Annotated in this window: 20 protein-coding genes, 1 tRNA gene and 1 pseudogene; 17 read left to right on the top strand and 5 right to left on the bottom strand. The window is 73.9% G+C overall.

Annotated features, from left to right (window positions below):
- Positions 1-22: 22 nt before the first annotated feature.
- The gene (locus JQX11_RS30315) at positions 23-676 is read right to left on the bottom strand and encodes a nucleotidyl transferase AbiEii/AbiGii toxin family protein (protein WP_204928343.1); all 654 of its coding nucleotides are present in this window, start codon (positions 674-676) and stop codon (positions 23-25) included.
- Positions 673-1,005: a hypothetical protein gene (locus tag JQX11_RS30310; RefSeq protein WP_204928342.1), complete on the bottom strand. Its 333-nt coding sequence runs from the start codon at positions 1,003-1,005 to the stop codon at positions 673-675. Before JQX11_RS30310 ends, JQX11_RS30315 begins: the two co-directional genes overlap by 4 nt.
- Before the next feature lie 389 nt (positions 1,006-1,394).
- Between JQX11_RS30310 and fdh the strand changes: the two are divergent.
- The 8 genes and pseudogenes from fdh to JQX11_RS30270 form a co-directional block, all read left to right on the top strand.
- Positions 1,395-4,634, top strand: a pseudogene (fdh, locus tag JQX11_RS30305) (formate dehydrogenase); the annotation flags it as partial.
- A gap of 58 nt (positions 4,635-4,692) precedes the next feature.
- Positions 4,693-5,766 carry a 4Fe-4S dicluster domain-containing protein gene (locus tag JQX11_RS30300; RefSeq protein WP_204928340.1) on the top strand — a complete coding sequence of 358 codons (1,074 nt, stop codon included), beginning with the start codon at positions 4,693-4,695 and terminating at the stop codon, positions 5,764-5,766.
- A complete protein-coding gene (gene nrfD / locus JQX11_RS30295; RefSeq protein WP_307826436.1) occupies positions 5,763-6,953 on the top strand; it encodes an NrfD/PsrC family molybdoenzyme membrane anchor subunit in 1,191 nt (396 codons plus the stop codon). The genes JQX11_RS30300 and nrfD overlap by 4 nt, the downstream gene beginning before the upstream one ends.
- Positions 6,954-6,998: 45 nt before the next feature.
- Positions 6,999-7,094, top strand: a tRNA-Sec gene (locus tag JQX11_RS30290).
- Between the two features lie 26 nt (positions 7,095-7,120).
- Positions 7,121-8,416, top strand: a complete 1,296-nt coding sequence (gene selA, locus JQX11_RS30285; protein ID WP_204928339.1) for an L-seryl-tRNA(Sec) selenium transferase — start codon at positions 7,121-7,123, stop codon at positions 8,414-8,416.
- A gap of 1 nt (position 8,417) precedes the next feature.
- Positions 8,418-10,175: a selenocysteine-specific translation elongation factor gene (selB, locus tag JQX11_RS30280; RefSeq protein ID WP_204928338.1), complete on the top strand. Its 1,758-nt coding sequence runs from the start codon at positions 8,418-8,420 to the stop codon at positions 10,173-10,175.
- A gap of 73 nt (positions 10,176-10,248) precedes the next feature.
- Positions 10,249-10,446: a hypothetical protein gene (locus tag JQX11_RS30275; protein ID WP_204928337.1), complete on the top strand. Its 198-nt coding sequence runs from the start codon at positions 10,249-10,251 to the stop codon at positions 10,444-10,446.
- Between the two features lie 77 nt (positions 10,447-10,523).
- Positions 10,524-10,715 (top strand): hypothetical protein, encoded by a 192-nt coding sequence (locus JQX11_RS30270; protein ID WP_204928416.1) that lies wholly within the window; start codon positions 10,524-10,526, stop codon positions 10,713-10,715.
- Positions 10,716-10,727: 12 nt separating this feature from the next.
- On the opposite strand, the gene JQX11_RS30265 is transcribed toward JQX11_RS30270, so the two are convergent.
- Positions 10,728-11,378, bottom strand: a complete 651-nt coding sequence (locus JQX11_RS30265) for a hypothetical protein (protein WP_204928336.1) — start codon at positions 11,376-11,378, stop codon at positions 10,728-10,730.
- A gap of 131 nt (positions 11,379-11,509) precedes the next feature.
- Here JQX11_RS30265 and JQX11_RS30260 point away from each other — a divergent pair, with 131 nt between their 5' ends.
- On the top strand, positions 11,510-11,710 hold the full coding sequence (locus JQX11_RS30260; RefSeq protein WP_204928335.1) for a hypothetical protein: 201 nt from the start codon (positions 11,510-11,512) through the stop codon (positions 11,708-11,710).
- Positions 11,711-11,812: 102 nt separating this feature from the next.
- Here JQX11_RS30260 and JQX11_RS30255 read toward each other — a convergent pair whose 3' ends face one another.
- Complete coding sequence (locus JQX11_RS30255; RefSeq protein WP_204928334.1) at positions 11,813-12,022, bottom strand: phosphatidylethanolamine-binding protein; 210 nt, start codon at positions 12,020-12,022, stop codon at positions 11,813-11,815.
- 91 nt (positions 12,023-12,113) lie between these two features.
- On the bottom strand, positions 12,114-13,004 hold the full coding sequence (locus JQX11_RS30250) for a universal stress protein (protein WP_204928333.1): 891 nt from the start codon (positions 13,002-13,004) through the stop codon (positions 12,114-12,116).
- Positions 13,005-13,160: 156 nt separating this feature from the next.
- On the opposite strand from JQX11_RS30250, the gene JQX11_RS30245 reads away from it, so the two are divergent.
- The 8 genes from JQX11_RS30245 (at position 13,161) to odhI (ending at position 19,100) form a co-directional block, all read left to right on the top strand.
- Positions 13,161-14,336, top strand: coding sequence for a PP2C family protein-serine/threonine phosphatase (locus JQX11_RS30245; protein WP_204928332.1), 1,176 nt, complete (start codon positions 13,161-13,163; stop codon positions 14,334-14,336).
- A 47-nt stretch (positions 14,337-14,383) separates the two neighbouring features.
- Positions 14,384-14,854, top strand: coding sequence for a MarR family winged helix-turn-helix transcriptional regulator (locus JQX11_RS30240; RefSeq protein WP_204928331.1), 471 nt, complete (start codon positions 14,384-14,386; stop codon positions 14,852-14,854).
- A gap of 344 nt (positions 14,855-15,198) precedes the next feature.
- Positions 15,199-15,765: a cardiolipin synthase ClsA gene (gene clsA / locus JQX11_RS30235; protein ID WP_372444656.1), complete on the top strand. Its 567-nt coding sequence runs from the start codon at positions 15,199-15,201 to the stop codon at positions 15,763-15,765.
- Entirely contained in the window at positions 15,762-16,715 is a 954-nt protein-coding gene (locus JQX11_RS30230; protein WP_204928329.1) for a DUF881 domain-containing protein, read from the top strand. The genes clsA and JQX11_RS30230 overlap by 4 nt, the downstream gene beginning before the upstream one ends.
- Positions 16,712-17,044 carry a small basic family protein gene (locus tag JQX11_RS30225; RefSeq protein ID WP_067311500.1) on the top strand — a complete coding sequence of 111 codons (333 nt, stop codon included), beginning with the start codon at positions 16,712-16,714 and terminating at the stop codon, positions 17,042-17,044. Before JQX11_RS30230 ends, JQX11_RS30225 begins: the two co-directional genes overlap by 4 nt.
- A 9-nt stretch (positions 17,045-17,053) precedes the next feature.
- A complete protein-coding gene (locus JQX11_RS30220; protein ID WP_204928328.1) occupies positions 17,054-17,995 on the top strand; it encodes a DUF881 domain-containing protein in 942 nt (313 codons plus the stop codon).
- A 54-nt stretch (positions 17,996-18,049) separates the two neighbouring features.
- Positions 18,050-18,430, top strand: a complete 381-nt coding sequence (gcvH, locus tag JQX11_RS30215; protein ID WP_204928412.1) for a glycine cleavage system protein GcvH — start codon at positions 18,050-18,052, stop codon at positions 18,428-18,430.
- A gap of 217 nt (positions 18,431-18,647) precedes the next feature.
- Positions 18,648-19,100, top strand: a complete 453-nt coding sequence (gene odhI, locus JQX11_RS30210) for an oxoglutarate dehydrogenase inhibitor Odhl (protein ID WP_067311506.1) — start codon at positions 18,648-18,650, stop codon at positions 19,098-19,100.
- Positions 19,101-19,110: the final 10 nt, after the last annotated feature.

Genomic DNA, 19,110 nt, shown 5'->3' with positions numbered 1-19,110 from the left:
GGCCAAGGCCCCGGTCCGGCGGTCAGCGGGGCCAGTCCGCCAGCCGGTTGCGGACCTGCGCGATCTGTGCCGGGTCCAGGCCGTAGCGGGCGAGCCGCCGGTCCGGCAGCCGGTCCAGGTAGCGGCCGGCGGCCCGCACGTCGTCGTCGGCCAGCGCCGGGTCCACCTGCCGGGCCAGGGTCAGCAGCTCGTCGACCGGGTACTGCGCCAGCGCGGCGGCGACGTCGATGTAGTCGCGGGCCTCCCGCCGGTTGACCAGGGCGGCGGTCTTGTTGGCGATCAGGTCGCGGACGTCCATCACCGGGCCGAGGTCCATCACCACCGGTGAGCGGTAGCGGTCGAGCCGGGCCAGGCTGAGCCGGATCTGCCGGTCGTCCCGGCCGACCACGAAGTCCCGGATGTCCCGGTCGAAACCCTCGAACAGGTCACCGAGGTCGCTGTCCGGGTCGGCCGGCGCGACGGTGTACCCGGCGCGTTCCAGCGCGGCGCACACCTCCGCCGCCGCGGCGGCGGCCGCCCCCTCCACGTCGGCGAACAGGTCGACGTCCTCGGTGGGGCGGGTGACCAGGCCGTGCGCCGCCCACGCCACCCCGCCGCCGAGGACGAACCGGTGCGGCCCGGCCGCGGTGAGGGCGACCCGGGCGACCTCCCGGTAGAAGTCGTGCAGGTGGGTCACGCGGTCCGCAGACCCCGGTGCCGGCTCTCCCAGGCCGACCGGACCCCCCGGGGCAGGTTGAGCCGCCGCCACACCCGGCGCAGGGTGCGTCCGTCGATCAGTGCCCGCAGGTCGTCGGCGCGGGTGGTCTCGCGCAGCACGTTCTCGTACAGCCAGAGCAGGTCGTCCGGTTCGGCCAGGTCGAACGTGCGTTCGCTGCTCCACATCAACCGGACCGGCAGCTCCACCACCCCGCCGGTGGGGCCGGTCAGCTCCGCCAGGGTGCGTGCCACCACCACCGGCCGGCCGGGCCGGGCCAGGTGGGCGGTGGTCGCCAGGGTGGCCTGCATGCTGTCAGGGTAACGCCGCCGCGACCTGCGCCGGCACGCGACTTTCCCCGAACCGGCCCGGGCCGCCATGCGCCGGCCCTGCGCGACCGGGACGCGGACGGCCGGCGCGGGGTATCCTGGTGGGCAGGAGCGTCGGTGTGTCCAGTGTCCCCGGGCCTCACCTGAATTGCCGTCGCGGAGTTCCGTTCGGCTGGAGCCGCGTTGCGCCACGCGCCGAGAGGCGACATGCACACCGGCGCTCCGCCACCGCTATACGGCGCTGCCCCCGACCCCTCCGGTCGGGGGCAGCGCCGTACCGGTGCGCGGGAGATCCCCGCACCCGGGTCGCATCCTCCGCCGTGCTGGCCTATGTTCAGTAGGTCGGATCATGCCCGGGAGGGAGGTGCGCGGTGGGTCTGCGGACGTTCATCTCCGGCTGGCCGGTCTACCGGCAGCTCACCGGCACCGACCCGCTCGGCCGGGGCGCGGCGGCGCAGTCGGACCGGTCCGCCGGGCTGACCGCCCGTACCGAGACCGCCGACCGGGTGGCCCGCTCGGTCTGCCCGTACTGCGCGGTCGGCTGCGGGCAGCGGGTGTACGTCTCCGACGACCGGGTCACCCAGATCGAGGGCGACCCGGACAGCCCGATCTCCCGGGGGCGGCTCTGCCCGAAGGGCTCGGCCAGCAGGAGCCTGGTCACCAGCCCGCTGCGGCAGACCACGGTCCGCTACCGCCGACCGTATTCCACCGAGTGGGAGGATCTCGACCTCGACACCGCGCTGGACATGATTGCCGACCGGGTCCTCGCCGCCCGCGAGCAGACCTGGGAGGAGGTCGACAGCGACGGTCGTCCGCTGCACCGTACGCTGGGCATCTCCAGCCTGGGCGGGGCGACGCTGGACAACGAGGAGAACTACCTCATCAAGAAGCTGTTCACGGCGATGGGGGCGCTCCAGATCGAGAACCAGGCCCGCATTTGACACTCCGCCACCGTCCCCGGTCTGGGGGCCAGCTTCGGTCGCGGTGGCGCGACGGACTTCCAACAGGACCTCGCCAACGCTGACGTCATCGTCATCCAGGGCTCGAACATGGCCGAGGCCCACCCGGTGGGCTTCCAGTGGGTCATGGAGGCCAAGCGGCGCGGCGCGAAGGTCTTCCACGTCGATCCCCGGTTCACCCGCACCAGCGCGGTGGCCGACTCGTACCTGCCGATCCGGGCGGGCACCGACATCGCCCTGCTCGGTGGCGTGGTGCGCTACATCCTGGACAACGAGCTGGACTTCCGGGAGTACGTGCTGGCGTACACGAACGCGGCGACGATCGTCAGCGAGCAGTTCGCCGACACCGAGGACGGCGACGGCCTGTTCTCCGGCTACGACCCGAACACCGACAGCTACGTGCAGACCAGCTGGCAGTACGCCGGGCACGAGGGGGACTCCGGCAGCGGGCACACCGCCAAGGAACGCGACAGCGCGGCCGGCCTGCGGCACGAGTCGCACGGCGCGCAGGTGCACGGGCAGACCGAGCGGGACGAGACCCTGCAGCATCCGCGCTGCGTCTACCAGATCCTGCGCCGGCACTTCGCCCGCTACACCCCGGAGATGGTGGAGCGGGTCTGCGGCATCCCTGCGGAGAAGTTCCTGGAGCTGGCGCGGGCCTGGACGGAGAACTCGGGCCGGGACCGCACCGGCGCGCTGGTCTACTCGGTGGGCTGGACGCAGCACAGCGTCGGTGTGCAGTACATCCGCACCGGGGCGATCATCCAGTTGCTGCTGGGCAACATGGGCCGGCCGGGCGGCGGCATCCTGGCGTTGCGCGGGCACGCGAGCATCCAGGGCTCCACGGACATCCCGACGCTGTTCAACCTGCTGCCGGGTTACCTGCCGATGCCGCACCACGCCGACCACCCGACGTTCGACGAGTGGGTGGACAGCATCCGCCACCCCGGGCAGAAGGGCTTCTGGGGCAACGCGCGGGCGTACGCGGCGAGCCTACTCAAGGCGTACTGGGGGGACGCGGCGACGCCGGACAACGACTTCTGCTACGACCACCTGCCCCGGATGACCGGCGACCACGGCACCTACCAGCAGGTGCTGAACATGATCGACGGCAAGATCAGGGGATACTTCCTGCTCGGCCAGAACCCGGCGGTGGGCTCGGCGCACGGGCGGGCGCAGCGGCTCGGCATGGCCAACCTGGACTGGCTGGTGGTCCGCGACCTGTTCATGATCGAGAGCGCCACGTTCTGGAAGAACGGCCCGGAGGTGGCCACCGGCGAGATCGTGCCGCAGGAGTGCCGCACCGAGGTGTTCTTCCTGCCGGCGGCCTCGCACGTGGAGAAGGAGGGCACCTTCACCCAGACCCAGCGGCTGTTGCAGTGGCGGGAGAAGGCCGTCGAGCCGCCGGGCGACGCCCGCTCCGAGCTGTGGTTCTTCTACCACCTGGGGCGGCGACTGCGGGAGCGGCTGGCCGGTTCCCCCCACCGCCGTGACCGTGCCCTGCTCGACCTGGCCTGGGACTACCCCACCCACGGCCCGCACGACGAGCCGAGCGCCGAGGCGGTGCTGCGCGAGATCAACGGCTACGACGTGTCCACCGGCCGTCCGCTCTCCTCGTTCACCGAGGCGAAGGACGACGGCAGCACTGCCGTCGGCTGCTGGATCTACTCCGGCGTCTACGCCGACGGCGTCAACCAGGCCGCCCGCCGCCGGTCCCGGCACGAGCAGGACTGGGTGGCCGCGCAGTGGGGCTGGGCGTGGCCGGCGAACCGGCGCATCCTCTACAACCGGGCGTCGGCCGATCCGCAGGGCCGACCGTGGAGCGACCGTAAGAAGTACGTCTGGTGGGACCCGCAGGCCGGCGAGTGGACCGGCTACGACGTGCCGGACTTCGAGAAGACGAAACCGCCGGGGTACCGGCCGCCGCAGGGGGCGTCGGGCACCGAGGCGTTGGCCGGGGACGACCCGTTCGTCATGCAGGCCGACGGCAAGGGCTGGCTGTACGCGCCGAGCGGGGTGCTCGACGGTCCGCTGCCGACGCACTACGAGCCGGCGGAGTCGCCGATGCGCAACCCGCTCTACGGCCAGCAGGCCAACCCGACCCGCAAGGTGTACGCCCATCCGGTGAACTCGGTGAACCCCAGCCCGCCGCAGCAGCACAGTGAGGTCTTCCCGTACGTGTTCACGGTCAGCCGGCTCACCGAGCACCACACGGCCGGGGCGATGAGCCGTACGGTGCGTCCGCTGGCCGAGCTGCAACCGGAGATGTTCGTGGAGGTGTCCCCGGAGCTGGCTACCGAGGCGGGCCTGACCCACCTCGGCTGGGCGCACCTGATCAGCGGGCGGGCGGTGATCGAGGCGAAGGTGCTGGTCACCGACCGGCTCACCCCGTTGCGGGTGGACGGTCGGGTCATCCACCAGCTCTGGTTGCCGTACCACTTCGGGTACGAGGGCCTGGTCACCGGCGACTCGGCCAACGACCTGTTCGGCATCACCCTGGACCCGAACGTGCTCATCCAGGAGAGCAAGGTCGGCACCTGCGACATCCGGCCGGGCCGGCGACCGACCGGCCCGGTGTTGCGGGACCTGGTCGAGGACTACCGTCGACGGGCCGGGATCGTGCCCGGCGAACGCCCGCCGACGGTGACGACCCCGGTGCTGCGGCCGGCCGGTCGAAGCGACGACGGCCCACGGGAGAAGGGCGCCGACCATGCCTGACGCCAACAGCCTCTACGGCCCGCTCGATCCGGCCCCGGACGCGGGCTGGACGGCTGCCGGCCCCCGGATGGGGTTCTTCACCGACACCAGCGTCTGCATCGGCTGCAAGGCGTGCGAGGTGGCCTGCAAGGAGTGGAACGCCGTCCCCGAGTCCGGCTTCGACCTGCTCGGCATGTCGTACGACAACACCGGCGCGTTGACGGCGAACTCCTGGCGGCACGTGGCCTTCATCGAGCAGCCGGTGCCGGCCGGGCACCGTACGGCGACCTTCGCCGGGAACCCGACCGGCGGCTCGGCCGGTGCCACGTCGGCGGCGGTCGCCGCCGGCACCGGCAGCGCCAGCGGCACGAACCCGGGCGTCCCTGCGGGTGACGCCGACGCCGCCGCCCGGATGGCCGACGCCGGGTCGTCCACCGCCCGGGACGGCACGGGCACCCGGTTCCTCGGGATGCCGGGGGCCGCACCGCCCGGCCGGGGCACGGGTGCCGAGACCCGCACCGACTTCCGCTGGCTGATGATGTCGGACGTCTGCAAGCACTGCACCCACGCCGCCTGCCTGGACGTCTGCCCCACCGGGTCGCTGTTCCGCACCGAGTTCGGCACCGTCGTGGTGCAGGAGGACATCTGCAACGGCTGCGGCTACTGCATCTCCGCCTGCCCGTACGGGGTGATCGACCAGCGTAAGGGTGACGGTCGGGCGTGGAAGTGCACGCTGTGCTACGACCGGCTCGGCGCGGGGATGACCCCGGCCTGCGCCCAGGCCTGCCCGACCGAGTCCATCCAGTACGGTCCCCTCGACGAGCTGCGGGAGCGGGCCGCGCAGCGGGTCGCCACGCTGCACGAGCGGGGCGTGCCGGAAGCCCGGCTCTACGGCCACGACCCGACCGACGGTGTCGGCGGCGACGGCGCGTTCTTCCTGCTCCTCGACGAGCCCGAGGTGTACGGGCTGCCCCCGGATCCGGTGGTCACCACCCGGGACCTGCCCCGGATGTGGCGGCGGGCCGGGTTGGCCGCGTTGGCGATGACGGCGGCGGCCGTCGCGGCGTTCGTCGGGGGGTCGTCGTGACCGCCGGCCGGCTCCCGGTGGGGCAGCGGTTCCGGGGCTTCCGCGCCCGGCTCGCCGCCGACGGTGTGTTCCGGCCGCAGCGCTCCTCGGCACGGCTCGGCCACGGCCCGAAGGTCGGCCCGGCCGCCACCACACCCCCGACCGGTGCCGTGGGCGCTGCCGACGCGCCGGTCGTCGGGCCGGCCCGGGACGCGCCGCCGGTGGCGCGGCGGCGTGGTCGGGGTGGGCGCGGCGGCGAGGAGCTGCGCGTCCCGGAGGCGGAGTTCACCTCCTACTACGGCCGGCCGATCCTCAAGGCCCCGGTGTGGCGGTGGGACATCGCCGCGTACCTGTTCACCGGCGGGTTGGCCGCCGGGTCGTCCCTGCTGGCCGCCGGAGGGCAGCTCACCGGTCGGCCGGCGCTGCGCCGGGCCGGTCGGGTCACCGCGTTGGGCGCGGTCACCGCCAGCGCCTACTTCCTGATCCACGACCTCGGGCGGCCGGCGCGGTTCCACCACATGCTGCGGGTGGCGAAACCGACCTCGCCGATGTCGGTGGGCACCTGGATCCTCACCGCGTACGGCCCGGCCGCCGGGTTGGCCGCCGTCGCCGAGGGTGCACCGCTGCTACCGGCACGCGGCGTGTTCTCCCCGGTGCGTCGGCTGCTGCCGCCGGCCGGGCAGGTCGCCGGGCTGGCCGCCGCCGCCGTCGCGCCGGCGCTGGCCACGTACACGGGTGTGCTGCTGGCCGGTACGGCGGTGCCGTCCTGGCACGAGGCGTACCCGGAGCTGCCGACCATCTTCGCGGGCAGCGCCCTGGCCAGCGGTGCCGGCGTGGGGCTGCTGGCCGCGCCCTGCGCCCAGGCCGGGCCGGCCCGGCGGATGGCGGTGGCCGGGGCGGCCCTGGAACTGTGGGGCGCGCACTCGGTGGAGACCCGGCTGGGGCTGCTCAGTGAGCCCTACCGGCTCGGCACGGCGGGTCGGCTGCTGCGCGCCGGTCGTCTGCTCACCGCCGCCGGGGTGGTCGGGGCGCTGGCCGGGCGACGCAGCCGGGTGCTGTCCGCGCTGTCCGGCACGGCGCTGCTGGCCGCGTCGGTGGCCACCCGGTTCGGCATCTTCCACGGCGGGGTGGCCTCGGCGCGGGACCCGAGGTACACGGTGCTGCCGCAGCGGGAGCGGATCCGCCGCCGCGAGGCCGGGCAGGTCTGACACCTCGCCGCATCACCGGCGGGGTGCTGTGGTTGACTCGGGGGCGGAGGCGTTCAGGCGGCTGGTGCCCCTCCCAGCCTTCAAAGCTGGTGTGGTCCGGGACCCGGGCCAGGCGGGTTCGATTCCCGTCCGTCTCCGCCAACCGTCTGCGGGGGAGATGACGACGCATGGGTGAGGCGGTCGATCCGCGTCGGCGGGTGCCCCGCACCGACACGATGCTGGCCGATCCGGCGCTGGCCGCGGCGGTGGCGACCCTCGGTCGGGCCCGGGTCAAGGCCGCCGTCGGCCATGCCCAGCAGCGGGCCCGGCACGGTGAGATCGGCCCCGAGCAGGTCCGCGACGCCGCCCTCGCCGCCTTGCCCGCCCCGACCCCCCGGGCGGTGCTCAACGCCACCGGGGTGGTGCTGCACACCAACCTCGGTCGGGCCGTGCTGTCCCCGGCCGCCGTCGACGCGCTGGTCGCCGCCGCCGGCAGCACCGACGTGGAGCTGGACCTGGGCACCGGCCGGCGGGCCCGCCGCGGCCGGGAGGCGCTGGCCGCGCTGGCCGCCGCGGTGCCCGACGCCGCCGCCGTGCACGTGGTCAACAACGGGGCGGCGGCCCTGGTGCTCGCCGCGACCGCGTTGGCCGCCGGCCGGGAGATCGTGGTCAGCCGGGGTGAGCTGGTGGAGATCGGCGACGGGTTCCGCCTGCCCGACCTGCTGGCCAGCACCGGCGCCCGGCTGCGCGAGGTCGGTACCACCAACCGCACCACCCGCGACGACTACGCCCGGGCGCTCGGCCCGGACACCGGTTTCGTCCTGAAGGTGCACCCGTCCAACTTCGTCGTCACCGGCTTCACCTCCGCCGTCGGCGTCGACGACCTGGCGACCCTCGGCGTGCCGGTGGTCGTCGACATCGGCTCCGGCCTGCTCACCGCCGACCCGCTGCTGCCCGCCGAGCCGGACGCCGCGAGCACCCTGCGCGCCGGAGCGCACCTGGTCACCGCCAGCGGCGACAAGCTCCTCGGCGGCCCGCAGGCCGGGTTGCTGCTCGGCGACGCCGACCTGGTCGACCGGTTGCGTCGGCACCCGCTGGCGCGGGCGCTGCGGGTCGACAAGCTGACCCTCGCCGCGCTGGCGGCCACCCTGCACGGGTCGAGCACCCCGACCCGCGACGCCCTGCACGCCGACCCGGCCGTGCTGCGGGACCGCTGCGAACGGTTGCGTGACGCTCTCGGTGCCGAGGGGCACAAGGCCGAGGTGGTGCCCAGCGTCGCCGTGGTCGGCGGGGGTGGTGCCCCGGGCGTCGAGCTGGACTCCTGGGCACTGAGCCTGCCCGAACGGTACGCCGCCGCACTGCGGCTGGGTGACCCGCCGGTGCTCGGCCGGGTGGTCCGGGGCCGGCTGCTGCTGGACCTGCGCTGCGTGTCCGCCGACGCCGACGACACGCTGCGCGACGCGGTGCTGCGGACGGCCGGCTGAGATGCACGTCGTCGCCACCGCCGGGCACGTCGACCACGGCAAGTCCACCCTGGTCCGGGCGTTGACCGGGATGGAACCGGACCGGTGGGCGGAGGAACGCCGCCGGGGGATGACCATCGACCTCGGCTTCGCCTGGACCACCCTGCCCGGCGGCGACCCGGTCGCCTTCGTCGACGTGCCGGGGCACGAACGGTTCGTGCCGAACATGCTCGCCGGGGTGGGGCCGGTGCCGGCCGCCCTGGTGGTGGTCGCCGCCGACGAGGGATGGATGCCGCAGTCGGCCGAACACCTGGCCGCCCTGCACGCCCTCGGGGTGTCCCACGGGCTGCTGGTGGTGACCCGGGCGGACCTGGCCGATCCGGGGCCGGCGACGGCACAGGCCCACGCGCGGCTCGCGGCGACGTCGCTCGGCGCGGTGGAGTCGGTGGCGGTCAGTGCGGTCACCGGTGTCGGCCTGCCGGAGCTGCGCGCCGCCCTGGACCGGCTGGTCGCCCGGCTGCCCGCGCCGGACACGGACCGGCCGGTGCGGCTGTGGATCGACCGGGCGTTCACCATCCGGGGCAGCGGCACCGTCGTCACCGGCACCCTCGGCGGCGGTGAACTGCGCGTCGGCGACCAGTTGACGCTCGCCACCACCGGCGAACCGGTCCGGGTGCGGGGCCTGCACCGGCTCGGGACGGCCGCGTCTCGGGTCGCCGCGGTGGCCCGGGTGGCGGTCAACCTGCGCGGGGTGCCCCGGGAGCGGCTCGGACGCGGCGACGCGCTGCTCACCCCCGACCGGTTCCACCGGACCGACCTGGTCGACGTGCGGCTGGCCGGGGATCCGGCAGGTGACCTGCCGGCGACGCTGACCCTGCACGTCGGGTCGGCGGCCGTTCCCGTCCGGGTCCGGCCGTTGGGCGGCGACACCGTACGGCTGCGGCTGGCCCGTCCGCTGCCGCTGCTGACCGGGGACCGGGCGTTGCTGCGTGACCCCGGTCGGCACCACGTCTGCGGTGGGGTGACGGTGCTGGACGTGGCCCCGCCGCCGCTGTCCCGCCGGGGTGCCGCCGCGGCCCGCGCCGCCGTCCTGGCCGACCTGGACGGGCGTCCCGATCTGGCCGGTGAGCTGCGCCGCCGGCGGCTCGTGCGGGCCGCCGAGCTGACCCGGATGGGCGTCACCGGCGACGCGACCCCGGTCGTCGGGGACTGGCTGGCCGACCCGGCGCACTGGCGGTGGCTGGGGGCGCGGCTGGTCGAGGAGGTGGCCGCCTGGGCGGCCGCGCACCCGCTGGAGCCCGACGCCCCGACCGAGGCGGTGCGGCAGCGCCTCGGCCTGCCCGACCGGGCCCTGGTGGAGGCGCTGGTCCGGCCGCCGTTGACGCTGCGGGCCGGCCGGATCGGCACCGGCGTCCCCGGGCTGCCCGAGCCGGTGGCCCGCGCGATCGACCGGGTCCGGGGCGAGTACGCCGCCCATCCGTTCCGCGCGCCGGAGGCCGACCGGCTCACCGCGCTGGGCCTGGGCCCCCGGGAGGTGGGTGCCGCCGTACGGGCCGGTGCGCTGCTGCGGCTGGCGGAGAACGTGGTGCTGCTGCCCGACGCCGCGGACGACGCGGTACGGGTGCTCGCCCGGCTGCCGCAGCCGTTCACGCTCAGCGCCGCCCGGCAGGCCCTGGACACCACCCGTCGGGTGGCGGTGCCGCTGCTGGAGCTGCTGGACCGGCGCGGGGTGACCCGGCGGCTGCCCGACGACGCCCGGATGGTCGTCGGCTCCGGTTGACCGGCAGGTGTTCGCGGGGCACGGTGCTGGCGAACGGCCCTCGGCCCGCCCCGGGGTCGCCTACCGTGACGCCATGGACCCTTCGGCGGTCTGGCGGGACCGGAACCATCGCTGGCGGATCGAGGCGTACCGGGCGCCGGACCTGCGGTTCGCCGTCTTCGCCACCAACGGCACCACCGAGTCGGCCCCGCTGTGGTTGTTCGGCATGGCGGCGTTGGCCCGCTGGTTGATGACCCACGCCATCTCCCTGGACGACCTGGAGACCGTCTGACCGGGGGCGTCGCCCGGACGGGGGAATCCGCCCGGAACGTCGGCCTGCGCGCCGGGTCCGCCCGTACGGTGCGGGGCGTGAAGGACCGAGGAATACGGACGTTTCTGGCGGTACTCGCCGGCCTCGCGGTGTTCTACTTCGGGGTGACCGGGCACCGTTCCACCGAGGACGGTGGCGGGGTCTCCGGCGGTGTGGTGCTGTTGGCCCTGCTGGCCGCCCTGCTGGTGTGGTACCTGACCAAGCCGACGGGCAACAAGCCGGTCGACTGACCGACCGCTCCTCTAGCGGGCGGCGGTGCGGGTCACCTCGCCCGCCGACTCCTCACCGAGGGCCACCCGCACCAGCGCCGACGCGAGCCGGCCGAAGTCCGGCGCGGCGACCAGCCCGGCCAGCCCGTGCGGATCGGCCGGGAGGCCGAGGCGTTTCGCCCCGGCCAGGGTGCGCCGGTCGGCGTACGGGCGGACGTCCGGCCAGACCGTCTGCGCCTCCCGCAGGAAGATGTCCGCCCCGGTCGGGCCGATCCCGGGGAACTCGGTCAGCCGTCGCCGCAGCGCCGCCGGTTCACCCCCGGTCTCCCGGTGCATCCGCCGCAGGTCACCGTGCCAGCGGTCCAGGCACAGCCGGGCACCGGTGCCCAACATGGTCGCGGTCCGTTCGTCGTAGCGGCGGTAGTGGCCGCGTCCCAGCGCGTCGACCCGGTCCTGCCAGCCCGACGCCTCCATCGCCTGCGCGGTACGCCAGCCGGCGGCGAACAGTTCGCGGGCGGCGGCCACCGCCACCTGGGCCCGGATCCGGGTGCTCAGCAACGTGGTCAGCACCAGCAGTTGGTAGAGCGGACCGGGCCGGTCGGCCAGCGTGATGCCGGCGTCCTCGGCGTAGGTGCTGCCCTGGCGGGCCAGCAGCGTCCGGGCCACCCGTCGGTCGTCTCCCATCACCCGGTACTACCCGTCGTGGCGCCGCTCAGCCCTGCTCGGGCCCGGCGGTCCGCATGCGCACCGTGCCGGCGGGTAACCCGACGACGGGCGCGGAGCAGCCGTGCCCGTCCACCCGGAAGGAGACACCCGTGACGAACGTGCAGCAGCCCGAGATGCGCCGCAACGGGAAGAACCCGACCGTGCAGGACAGCAAGGGGCCCGGCGCGACAGGTCACCCGGCCAACCGGGGCAGCTCGGCGGGGGACCGGGGCCGCCCGACGCCCCGTGGCCAGGCGTCCCCGTACGGTCCGGGCGCGTCGACCGCCGACGACGACAGCGACCGCCGCTGACCGCGCCGTCGCCCGGCCGGTGATCCCCACCGGCCGGGCGACGCATACAGGGCGGCCGGGTCGACGCTCCCCGCAGGGGCGTCGGCCCGGCCGCCGTGTGTCTCACTTCGGGTCGCCGGGTCCGCGTTCGCCCTTGGGGCCGTAGGCCCGTTCACCCCGGACCATGCCGCGCTGGCCCCGGTCCTCCTGGAGGATCCGGTTGGCCACCTGGTTGGCCTCCTTGTCCGACGCGCGTCCCGACTGTTCGATCAGGTCGCGCAGCCGCGCCCGTTCCTTGTCGTACGCGTTGCTTCCCGGCCGTGGTCCTGGCATGTCGCCTCCTCGGTGGTCCGCCTGCGGTACCCGCGCCGACTACCCGTCCCCGGCCCGGCCAACCGCCCCCCACCGCGTGCCGGAGGGCGGCCTACCGGTCGGTCGCCGGCTCCCGTACCACCGCCACCGGGCAGGCGCTGCGGTGCAGCACCCCGTGGCCGACCGAGCCGAGCAGCAGCCCGGCCAGCTCGCCGTGGCCCCGGCCGCCGACCACCACCAGTTGGGCCCGGCGGGACGCCTCGGTGAGGGCGGCGACCGGGCGGGCGTGTACGGGCTCCCGGTCGACCGGCAGGTCGGGGTGGCGTTCGGCGAGCCCGGCGAGGCCTGCGGCGAGCACGTCGTCCTCCTCGTCGCGCAGCCGGGCCTCGTCGTACACCAGGGGTTGGAAGTCACCGGGGCCGGTGGAGGCCGGATGGGTGTAGGCGCGCACGGCCCGCAGCCGGACGCCACGCGCGGCGGCCTGCGCGGCGGCGAAGTCCACCGCGGCGCGGGAGGCCGTCGACCCGTCGACCCCGACCACCACCGGGCCGTCGTCGGTCGGGGTGCCCCGGGCGACCAGCACCGGGCAGTCGGCGTGGGTGCTGACCTGGATCGCCACCGAGCCGACCACCAGGGCGCCGAACCCACCGAGGCCCCGGTCGCCGAGCACGATCATCGCCGCGGCGGGGGAGGTGCCGAGCAGCACCGCCGACGCCTCGCCGTCGATGATCTCCCCGGTGACCCGGATGCCGGGGCTGACCGTGCGGGCCTGCGCCACCGCCGCCTCGACCAGGTCCTGGGCGGTGCGGCGCAGCCCGCCGCCGGGTGGGTCGGCGGCGACCGGGTCGACCGGGGTGTGCAGCAGCGGCCAGATGAAGCCGTGCACCACCCGCAGCGGCCGGCGCAGGCGGGCCGCCTCGGTGGCGGCCAGCCGGACGGCGCGCAGCGCCGGCTCGGAGCCGTCCACGCCCACCACGATCGCCGCGCCGTCTGTCGGGTCCACCGTGCGCACCTCCTGCCGGGGTCAGTATCGCGGCTGGCCGGGGCCGGCGGGCCGATACCGCCACCGGTTCCCCCGTGCCGCCCGGTGCCCCGGGTGGGGGTGGACCGGCCGCTCCGTATGATGCTTGCTCTGTAGCAAGAATCTCGGAGGACAACCATGCCGGACGCGCTCGCAGCGATGTCGCGTGCGCTACGTGAGGCCCTGCCCGACCAGGTGGTGGAGGCCGTCGATCGGGCGCTGCGGTCGGAGTTGGCCGCGGTGCGGGTCGACGCGTTCCTGGCCGACTACCGGATCAGCGGGTTGTGGTCGGTGCTCGACCCGGAGGTGTCCGCCGGCTCGCTCACCGGCCAGAGCGCCGCGCAACGCTGTTTCTCAAGCCAGCAACCGGTGCGTGAGCCGTCCGACGGCGGATGCTGCCGGGTCTGGGTGCCGCTGACCACCCGGGGTGAGCGGCTGGGGGTGTTCCTGGTCGAGCTGGCCGTCAGCCCGGACGATCCGACGGTGGAGCTGATCGTCGACCTGGGCGTCGACCTGGCGACCACGTTGCGGGCGGCCGACCGGGAGACCGACCGGTACCGGCGCACGCGGCGTCGGGAGCGACTGAGCATGGCCGCGGAGATGCAGTGGGACCTGCTGCCGGGGCGCAGCGTCACGCACGAGGCGTTCCTGCTGGCCGGGCAGCTCGAACCGGCGTACTCGGTGGGCGGTGACCACTTCGACTGGTCGGTCGACCCGGGGCGGCTCACCCTCACCGTCCTCAACGGTGCCGGCACGGGCCTTGCGGCGGCGATGCTCACCGCGCTCACCGTCAACGCCATCCGCAACGCGCGCCGCTCGGGCGGCGGGCTGGTGGAGCAGGCCGAGTTGGCCTCGGACACGCTGTTCTACCAGCACCGGGGGCAGCGGCACGTGGCGACGCTGCTGTTGTCGGTGGACACCGCCACCGGCCGGGCGCGGGCGGTGGACGCCGGGTCGCCGCGGGTGCTGCGGGTGCGGGGGACCACTGTCGAGCGGATCGCCCTGGAGCAGCAGCTGCCGTTGGGCATGTTCGCCGAGACCCGCTACACGGTGCAGGAGTTCGACGTACTGCCCGGTGACCGGCTCTTCGTGGTCAGCGACGGCGTGTACGACGCGCAGCCGGGGGGTCAGGAGGCCTACGGTGAGCGGGCGATGGCCCGGTCGATGCGGTCGACTCGGCTGCAACCGGCGACGGAGGCGGTTGGTACGGTGATGCGCGAGCTGTTCGCTTATCATGCCGACACTGATCTACGTGACGACGCCGTTGTCGTGTGCCTGGACTGGTGCGGGCCGGGCGGGCGGCGCGAACGGTGATCGGCCGGCAGCGACTTTCGACAGCGGACAATCGCAGGGGACAGCGGGTGGAGCGACCTCCGGATCTTGCTGCGGCGATCGATGCCGCAGCCGAGGCGCTCGTCGGCGTGCTCGATTCGGCCACCTCCCGTCACCAGGTGGCGGTCCCGCCGACCCAGCTACGGGTGCTGGCGCTGATCCGGGACCGGCCGGAGACGAACGTCAACGGGCTGGCCGAGCTGCTCGACGTGGTGCCCTCGTCGGCCAGCCGGCTCTGTGACCGGCTGGAGGCGACCGGGTTGCTGCGCCGCACCCCGGACCCCCGGGACCGGCGGGAGGTGCGGTTGGTGCTCACCGCCGCGGCGGTGAGCCTGCTGACCGAGCTGCGGGAGCGCCGGCACCGGGCGGTGCAGGCGGTGCTGGACCGGATGCCACCGCGCGCCCAGCACGAGCTGCTGCTGGCGCTGTTGGCGTTCGGCCACGCGGCGGCCGCGGGCACGCCCACCGCGCAGCCCGACACTCCCGCCCGCACCGCGTGAGCAGTTCCCCAGCCGTCCACTAGTGTCCTAGGATGCCTTAGCGGTGGTGACACACCACACACAGCACCGAACCGCCCCGGGCAAAGCGCGCCCCACCGGGGCAGCCGCCCGCGCCCGATATAGTGGCTGCCGGTCCGGGGTGCCGAGCGCCCCGGACCACACCAGGGGGAGGTCCCGGCCCGGGATCACCGAGACACCGGCGAGCGCCGGTCCGGTAAGCGCACGGCTGACCGTGGTGCCCGCGTGGGCACCCGGACCGTGCTGCGGGGGGAGGTTCGGTGTCACGTCGGGCTCGGGCAGAGCATCCGCGCGGACCGGGCGGTGACGACAGCGCCGTCGACCGGGTGCTGACGTTGCCGAACCTGATCAGCTTCGTCCGGCTGCTCGGCGTACCCCTGTTCCTCTGGCTGTTCCTGGTCGTGGAGGCGGACGTGGCGGCGATCGTGGTGCTCGCCATCGGCGGCACCTCCGACTGGGTGGACGGCTGGATCGCCCGCCGGCTCGGGCAGGTCAGCCGCCTGGGCGAGCTGCTCGACCCGTTGGCCGACCGGCTCTACATCCTCGCCACGCTGCTCGCCTTCACCGCCCGGGAGGTGGTGCCGTGGCAGTTCACGGCGGCGCTGCTGGCCCGGGAGGCGCTGCTGCTCGGTTCGTTGGCGGTGCTGCGCCGGCACGGGTACGGGCCGCCGCCGGTGCACTACGTCGGCAAGACCGCCACCTTCCTGCTGTTGGCCGCGTTCCCGGTCCTGTTGGTGGCGGCGGCGACCACGTCGGTGGCGGCGACGACCGCCGCGGCCATCGGCTGGGGGCTGGCCTGGTGGGGTCTGGTGCTGTACTGGGTGGCCGGCGCGATGTACGTGGTGCAGGCGGCCCGGCTGGTGCGCGCGGCCCGGCGGGGGGTCGCCGCGTGAGCGCGCCGGGGGACGGGTCGAAGCGTCCGGCGCGGTTGTTCACCCCGGACTTCCTCACCGAGCTGTTCCAGAACCCGTTGGACCCGGGTTACGCCGACGCGGCGGCCCGGCGGCGGCGGGACCCGGCGTCGGGTTCCGGGTGGCGGGGCGCGTCCGCGCGGGCGGTGGCGGTCGTGGTGGTCGCGGCGGTGGGGTTCCTGTTCGCGGTGGCGTACCGGGAGACGATGGCCGACGAGCCGAGCCGCAGTCAGGCGCGGGCCGCGTTGATCGCGCAGATCAAGCAGCGGGAGGCGGAGACCGACGCGATGACGGCGCGGGCGGCGCGGTTGCGTGAGGAGGTCGGTCGGCAGCGGGACGCGGCGTTGAGTGGTTCGCAGGCGGCCCGGTTGCGCAACCTGGAGGCGGGTACGGGGCTCGGCCGGGTGCGTGGTGACGGGGTGGTGGTGAAGTTGGCCGACGCCGCGGTGCAGGACGACGGCGCGGTCAACGGTGACTCGGGGGCGGGTCCGTCGCGGGTGATCTATTCGGATCTGCAGAAGGTCGCCAACGATCTGTGGGCCTCGGGTGCGGAGGCGATCGCCATCAACGGGCAGCGGTTGACGGCGACGTCGACGATCCGTTCGGCGGGGGCGGCGATCCTGGTGGACTTCCGTCCGGTCACCAGCCCGTACGAGGTGTCGGCGATCGGGCCGCGGTCGTTGCGGGACCGGTTCGACGACAGTCGGTCGGCGTATCTGATGCGTCGGGTGGCCCGGGACACCGGGTTGTCTTTCGAGGTGCGCCGGGCGGAGGACCTCACGTTGCCGGCCGCGCCGGAGCCACGGCTACGCTACGCGCAGCCGTCGGTCAGTCCGAGTCCGTCGCCGGCGGGTTCGGGTGCTGTCGGTTCGTCCGGTGCCGGGTCGTCCGGTCCGGGTTCGTCTTCCCGCCCCTCCGGAGGTGTCCGATGATCGCGGTGCTGGCGTTGCTCGCCGGTGTGGTGCTGGGGATCTATCTCGATCCGACGGTGCCGGCGGCGTTGCAGCCGTACCTGCCGATCGCGGTGGTGGCCGCGCTGGACGCCGTGTTCGGTGGGGTGCGGGCGAAGCTTGATCGGATTTTCGATGACAAGCAGTTCGTGGTGTCGTTCATTTCGAACGTGCTGGTGGCGGGTCTGATCGTGTATCTGGGTGACCAGTTGGGGGTGGGTGGGCAGTTGTCCACGGGTGTGGTGGTCGTGTTGGGGGTGCGGATCTTCGGGAATGTGGCGGCGATCCGTCGGCACCTGTTCCGGGCGTAGGTTGGTGTCGTGAGCGACGAGCATCGGGAGACGGGTACGGGGTGGCCGCAGCCGGTGGAGCCGGTGCGTCCGCCGGGGCCGGCGGGTGAGCCGGATCCGCGGCCGGACGCGCCGGATGCGGACGAGTTGAGTCCGTTGGTGCCGGGGGAGCCGTCGCGGGAGCAGCCGTCGGAGTCGGGTGACGACGACGGGGCGACGGTGAACCTGGCGGAGGTGGCGTCGGCTGAGGTCGGGCCCTCGGCGGGTCCGGCGGGGCGGAGGGTGTCGTCGGCGGCGGTGATGATCGCGGCGTTGCTGGCGTTGTTGGGGTTCACGTTGGTGGTGCAGTTGAAGACGACCTCGACGGATCCGACGTTGGCGGCGACCCGGCAGGAGGACCTGGTGCGGATCTTCTCGGATCTGGATTCCCGGGAGAAGCGTCTGCAGCAGGACATCGAGGGCCTGGAGGACAGTCAGCGGCAGTTGCGTTCGGGTGAGCAGGGTCGGCAGGCGGCGTTGGAGGAGGCGACGAAGCGGGCCGACGAGTTGGGGATCCTGGCGGGTACGTTGCCGGCGCGGGGGCCGGGGTTGGCGGTGCGGTTCGAGCCGGGTGGTAAGCCGATCCGGGCGGACCGGGTGTTGGACGCGGTGCAGGAGTTGCGGGGTGCGGGTGCGGAGGCGATGCAGATCTCGGGTGGGGATCGGGCGTCGGCGCGGATCATCGCCTCGACGTACTTCCTGGACGGGGCGGGGGACGTGTTGGTGGTGGACGGGCGGCCGTTGACGGGTCCGTACACGATCACGGTGATCGGTGATCCGGAGACGATGCGTACCGCGTTGAACATTCCGGGCGGGGTGGCCGCATCGGTTCGCGGTGACGGCGGTAACGTGAGCGTCGAGGATCGTGAGGTTGCCGAGGTTTCGGCGCTGCACGCGCCGTTGAAGCTGGAACACGCCCGTCCGGTCTCCTGACCGGCGCGGCCGCGCCGGGTGGTCCCGGCGCACCGATGGATGAGGGACGCGCTGGTGATTCCTGAGGATCTGCGTTACACCGCCGAGCACGAGTGGGTGGTGGGTGCCGAGGGCGGTAACGTTCGGGTGGGTATCACCCAGTTCGCGCAGGATGCGCTGGGTGACATCGTGTTCGTCCAGTTGCCGGACTCCGGTGCGGTGGTGGAGGCCGGTGAGTCGTTGGGCGAGATCGAGTCGACCAAGAGCGTGTCGGAGATCTACGCGCCGGTGAGTGGGACGGTGGCGGCGCGCAACGAGGCGTTGGCCGACACTCCTGAGGTGATCAATTCTGATCCGTACGGTGCGGGTTGGTTGGTGGAGATCGTGCCGGCGGATCCGGCGGCGGTGGACGGGTTGTTGACCGCTGCCGCGTATCGTGAGCTCACCGAGAGCTGAGTGGTGTCGTGCCGGGCGCGGGTGTTTCTGCCGCGCGTCCGGTTGCCCTGCATTTCGGCGCTGGCTAGGCTCGCCCAGTCGACCGAGAACCCCAAATTGGTGCAGTGTTGGGTGATTGCCTTTCGTGGGCAGGGGGAGCCAGCCGTCGGGTGATCTTCCCGGGGGCCGTACCCGCCGTTATCCTGTGCTGACCGAAACTGATCCGTGAGGTGGTCCCATGACGCGCCCAGGCGACGAGTTCCCCCCGCTCGACGTCACTTCGACGCTCAATCTCGGTTCGTTGGACGAAGTGCTGGAGGGTCCGGACACCGATGTGGTGCCGAGTCGGATGTCCGGCTCGTTGCCGCCGGGTATGGCGCTGCTGGTGGTTCGTCGGGGCCCGAATGCGGGTGCCCGGTTCCTGTTGGACCATGATGTGACGACGAGTGGCCGGCATCCGGACAGTGACATCTTCCTGGACGATGTGACGGTGTCGCGGCGGCATGCGGAGTTCCATCGGGATTCCGGGACGTTCACGGTGCGGGATGTGGGGAGTCTGAACGGCACCTACGTGAACCGGGAGCGGGTGGAGGCGGCCACGTTGAGCAATGGTGACGAGGTGCAGATCGGTAAGTTCCGGGTGGTGTTCATCGCCGGTCCTCGCCCGGAGGAGGAGGCCGGCCGGGGGTGAACGAGCCTGC

The organism is Micromonospora humida (assembly GCF_016901255.1).
In the GTDB taxonomy this organism is placed as follows: Bacteria; Actinomycetota; Actinomycetes; order Mycobacteriales; family Micromonosporaceae; genus Micromonospora; species Micromonospora wenchangensis.
This window is presented reverse-complemented; position numbering and strand designations above follow the sequence as displayed.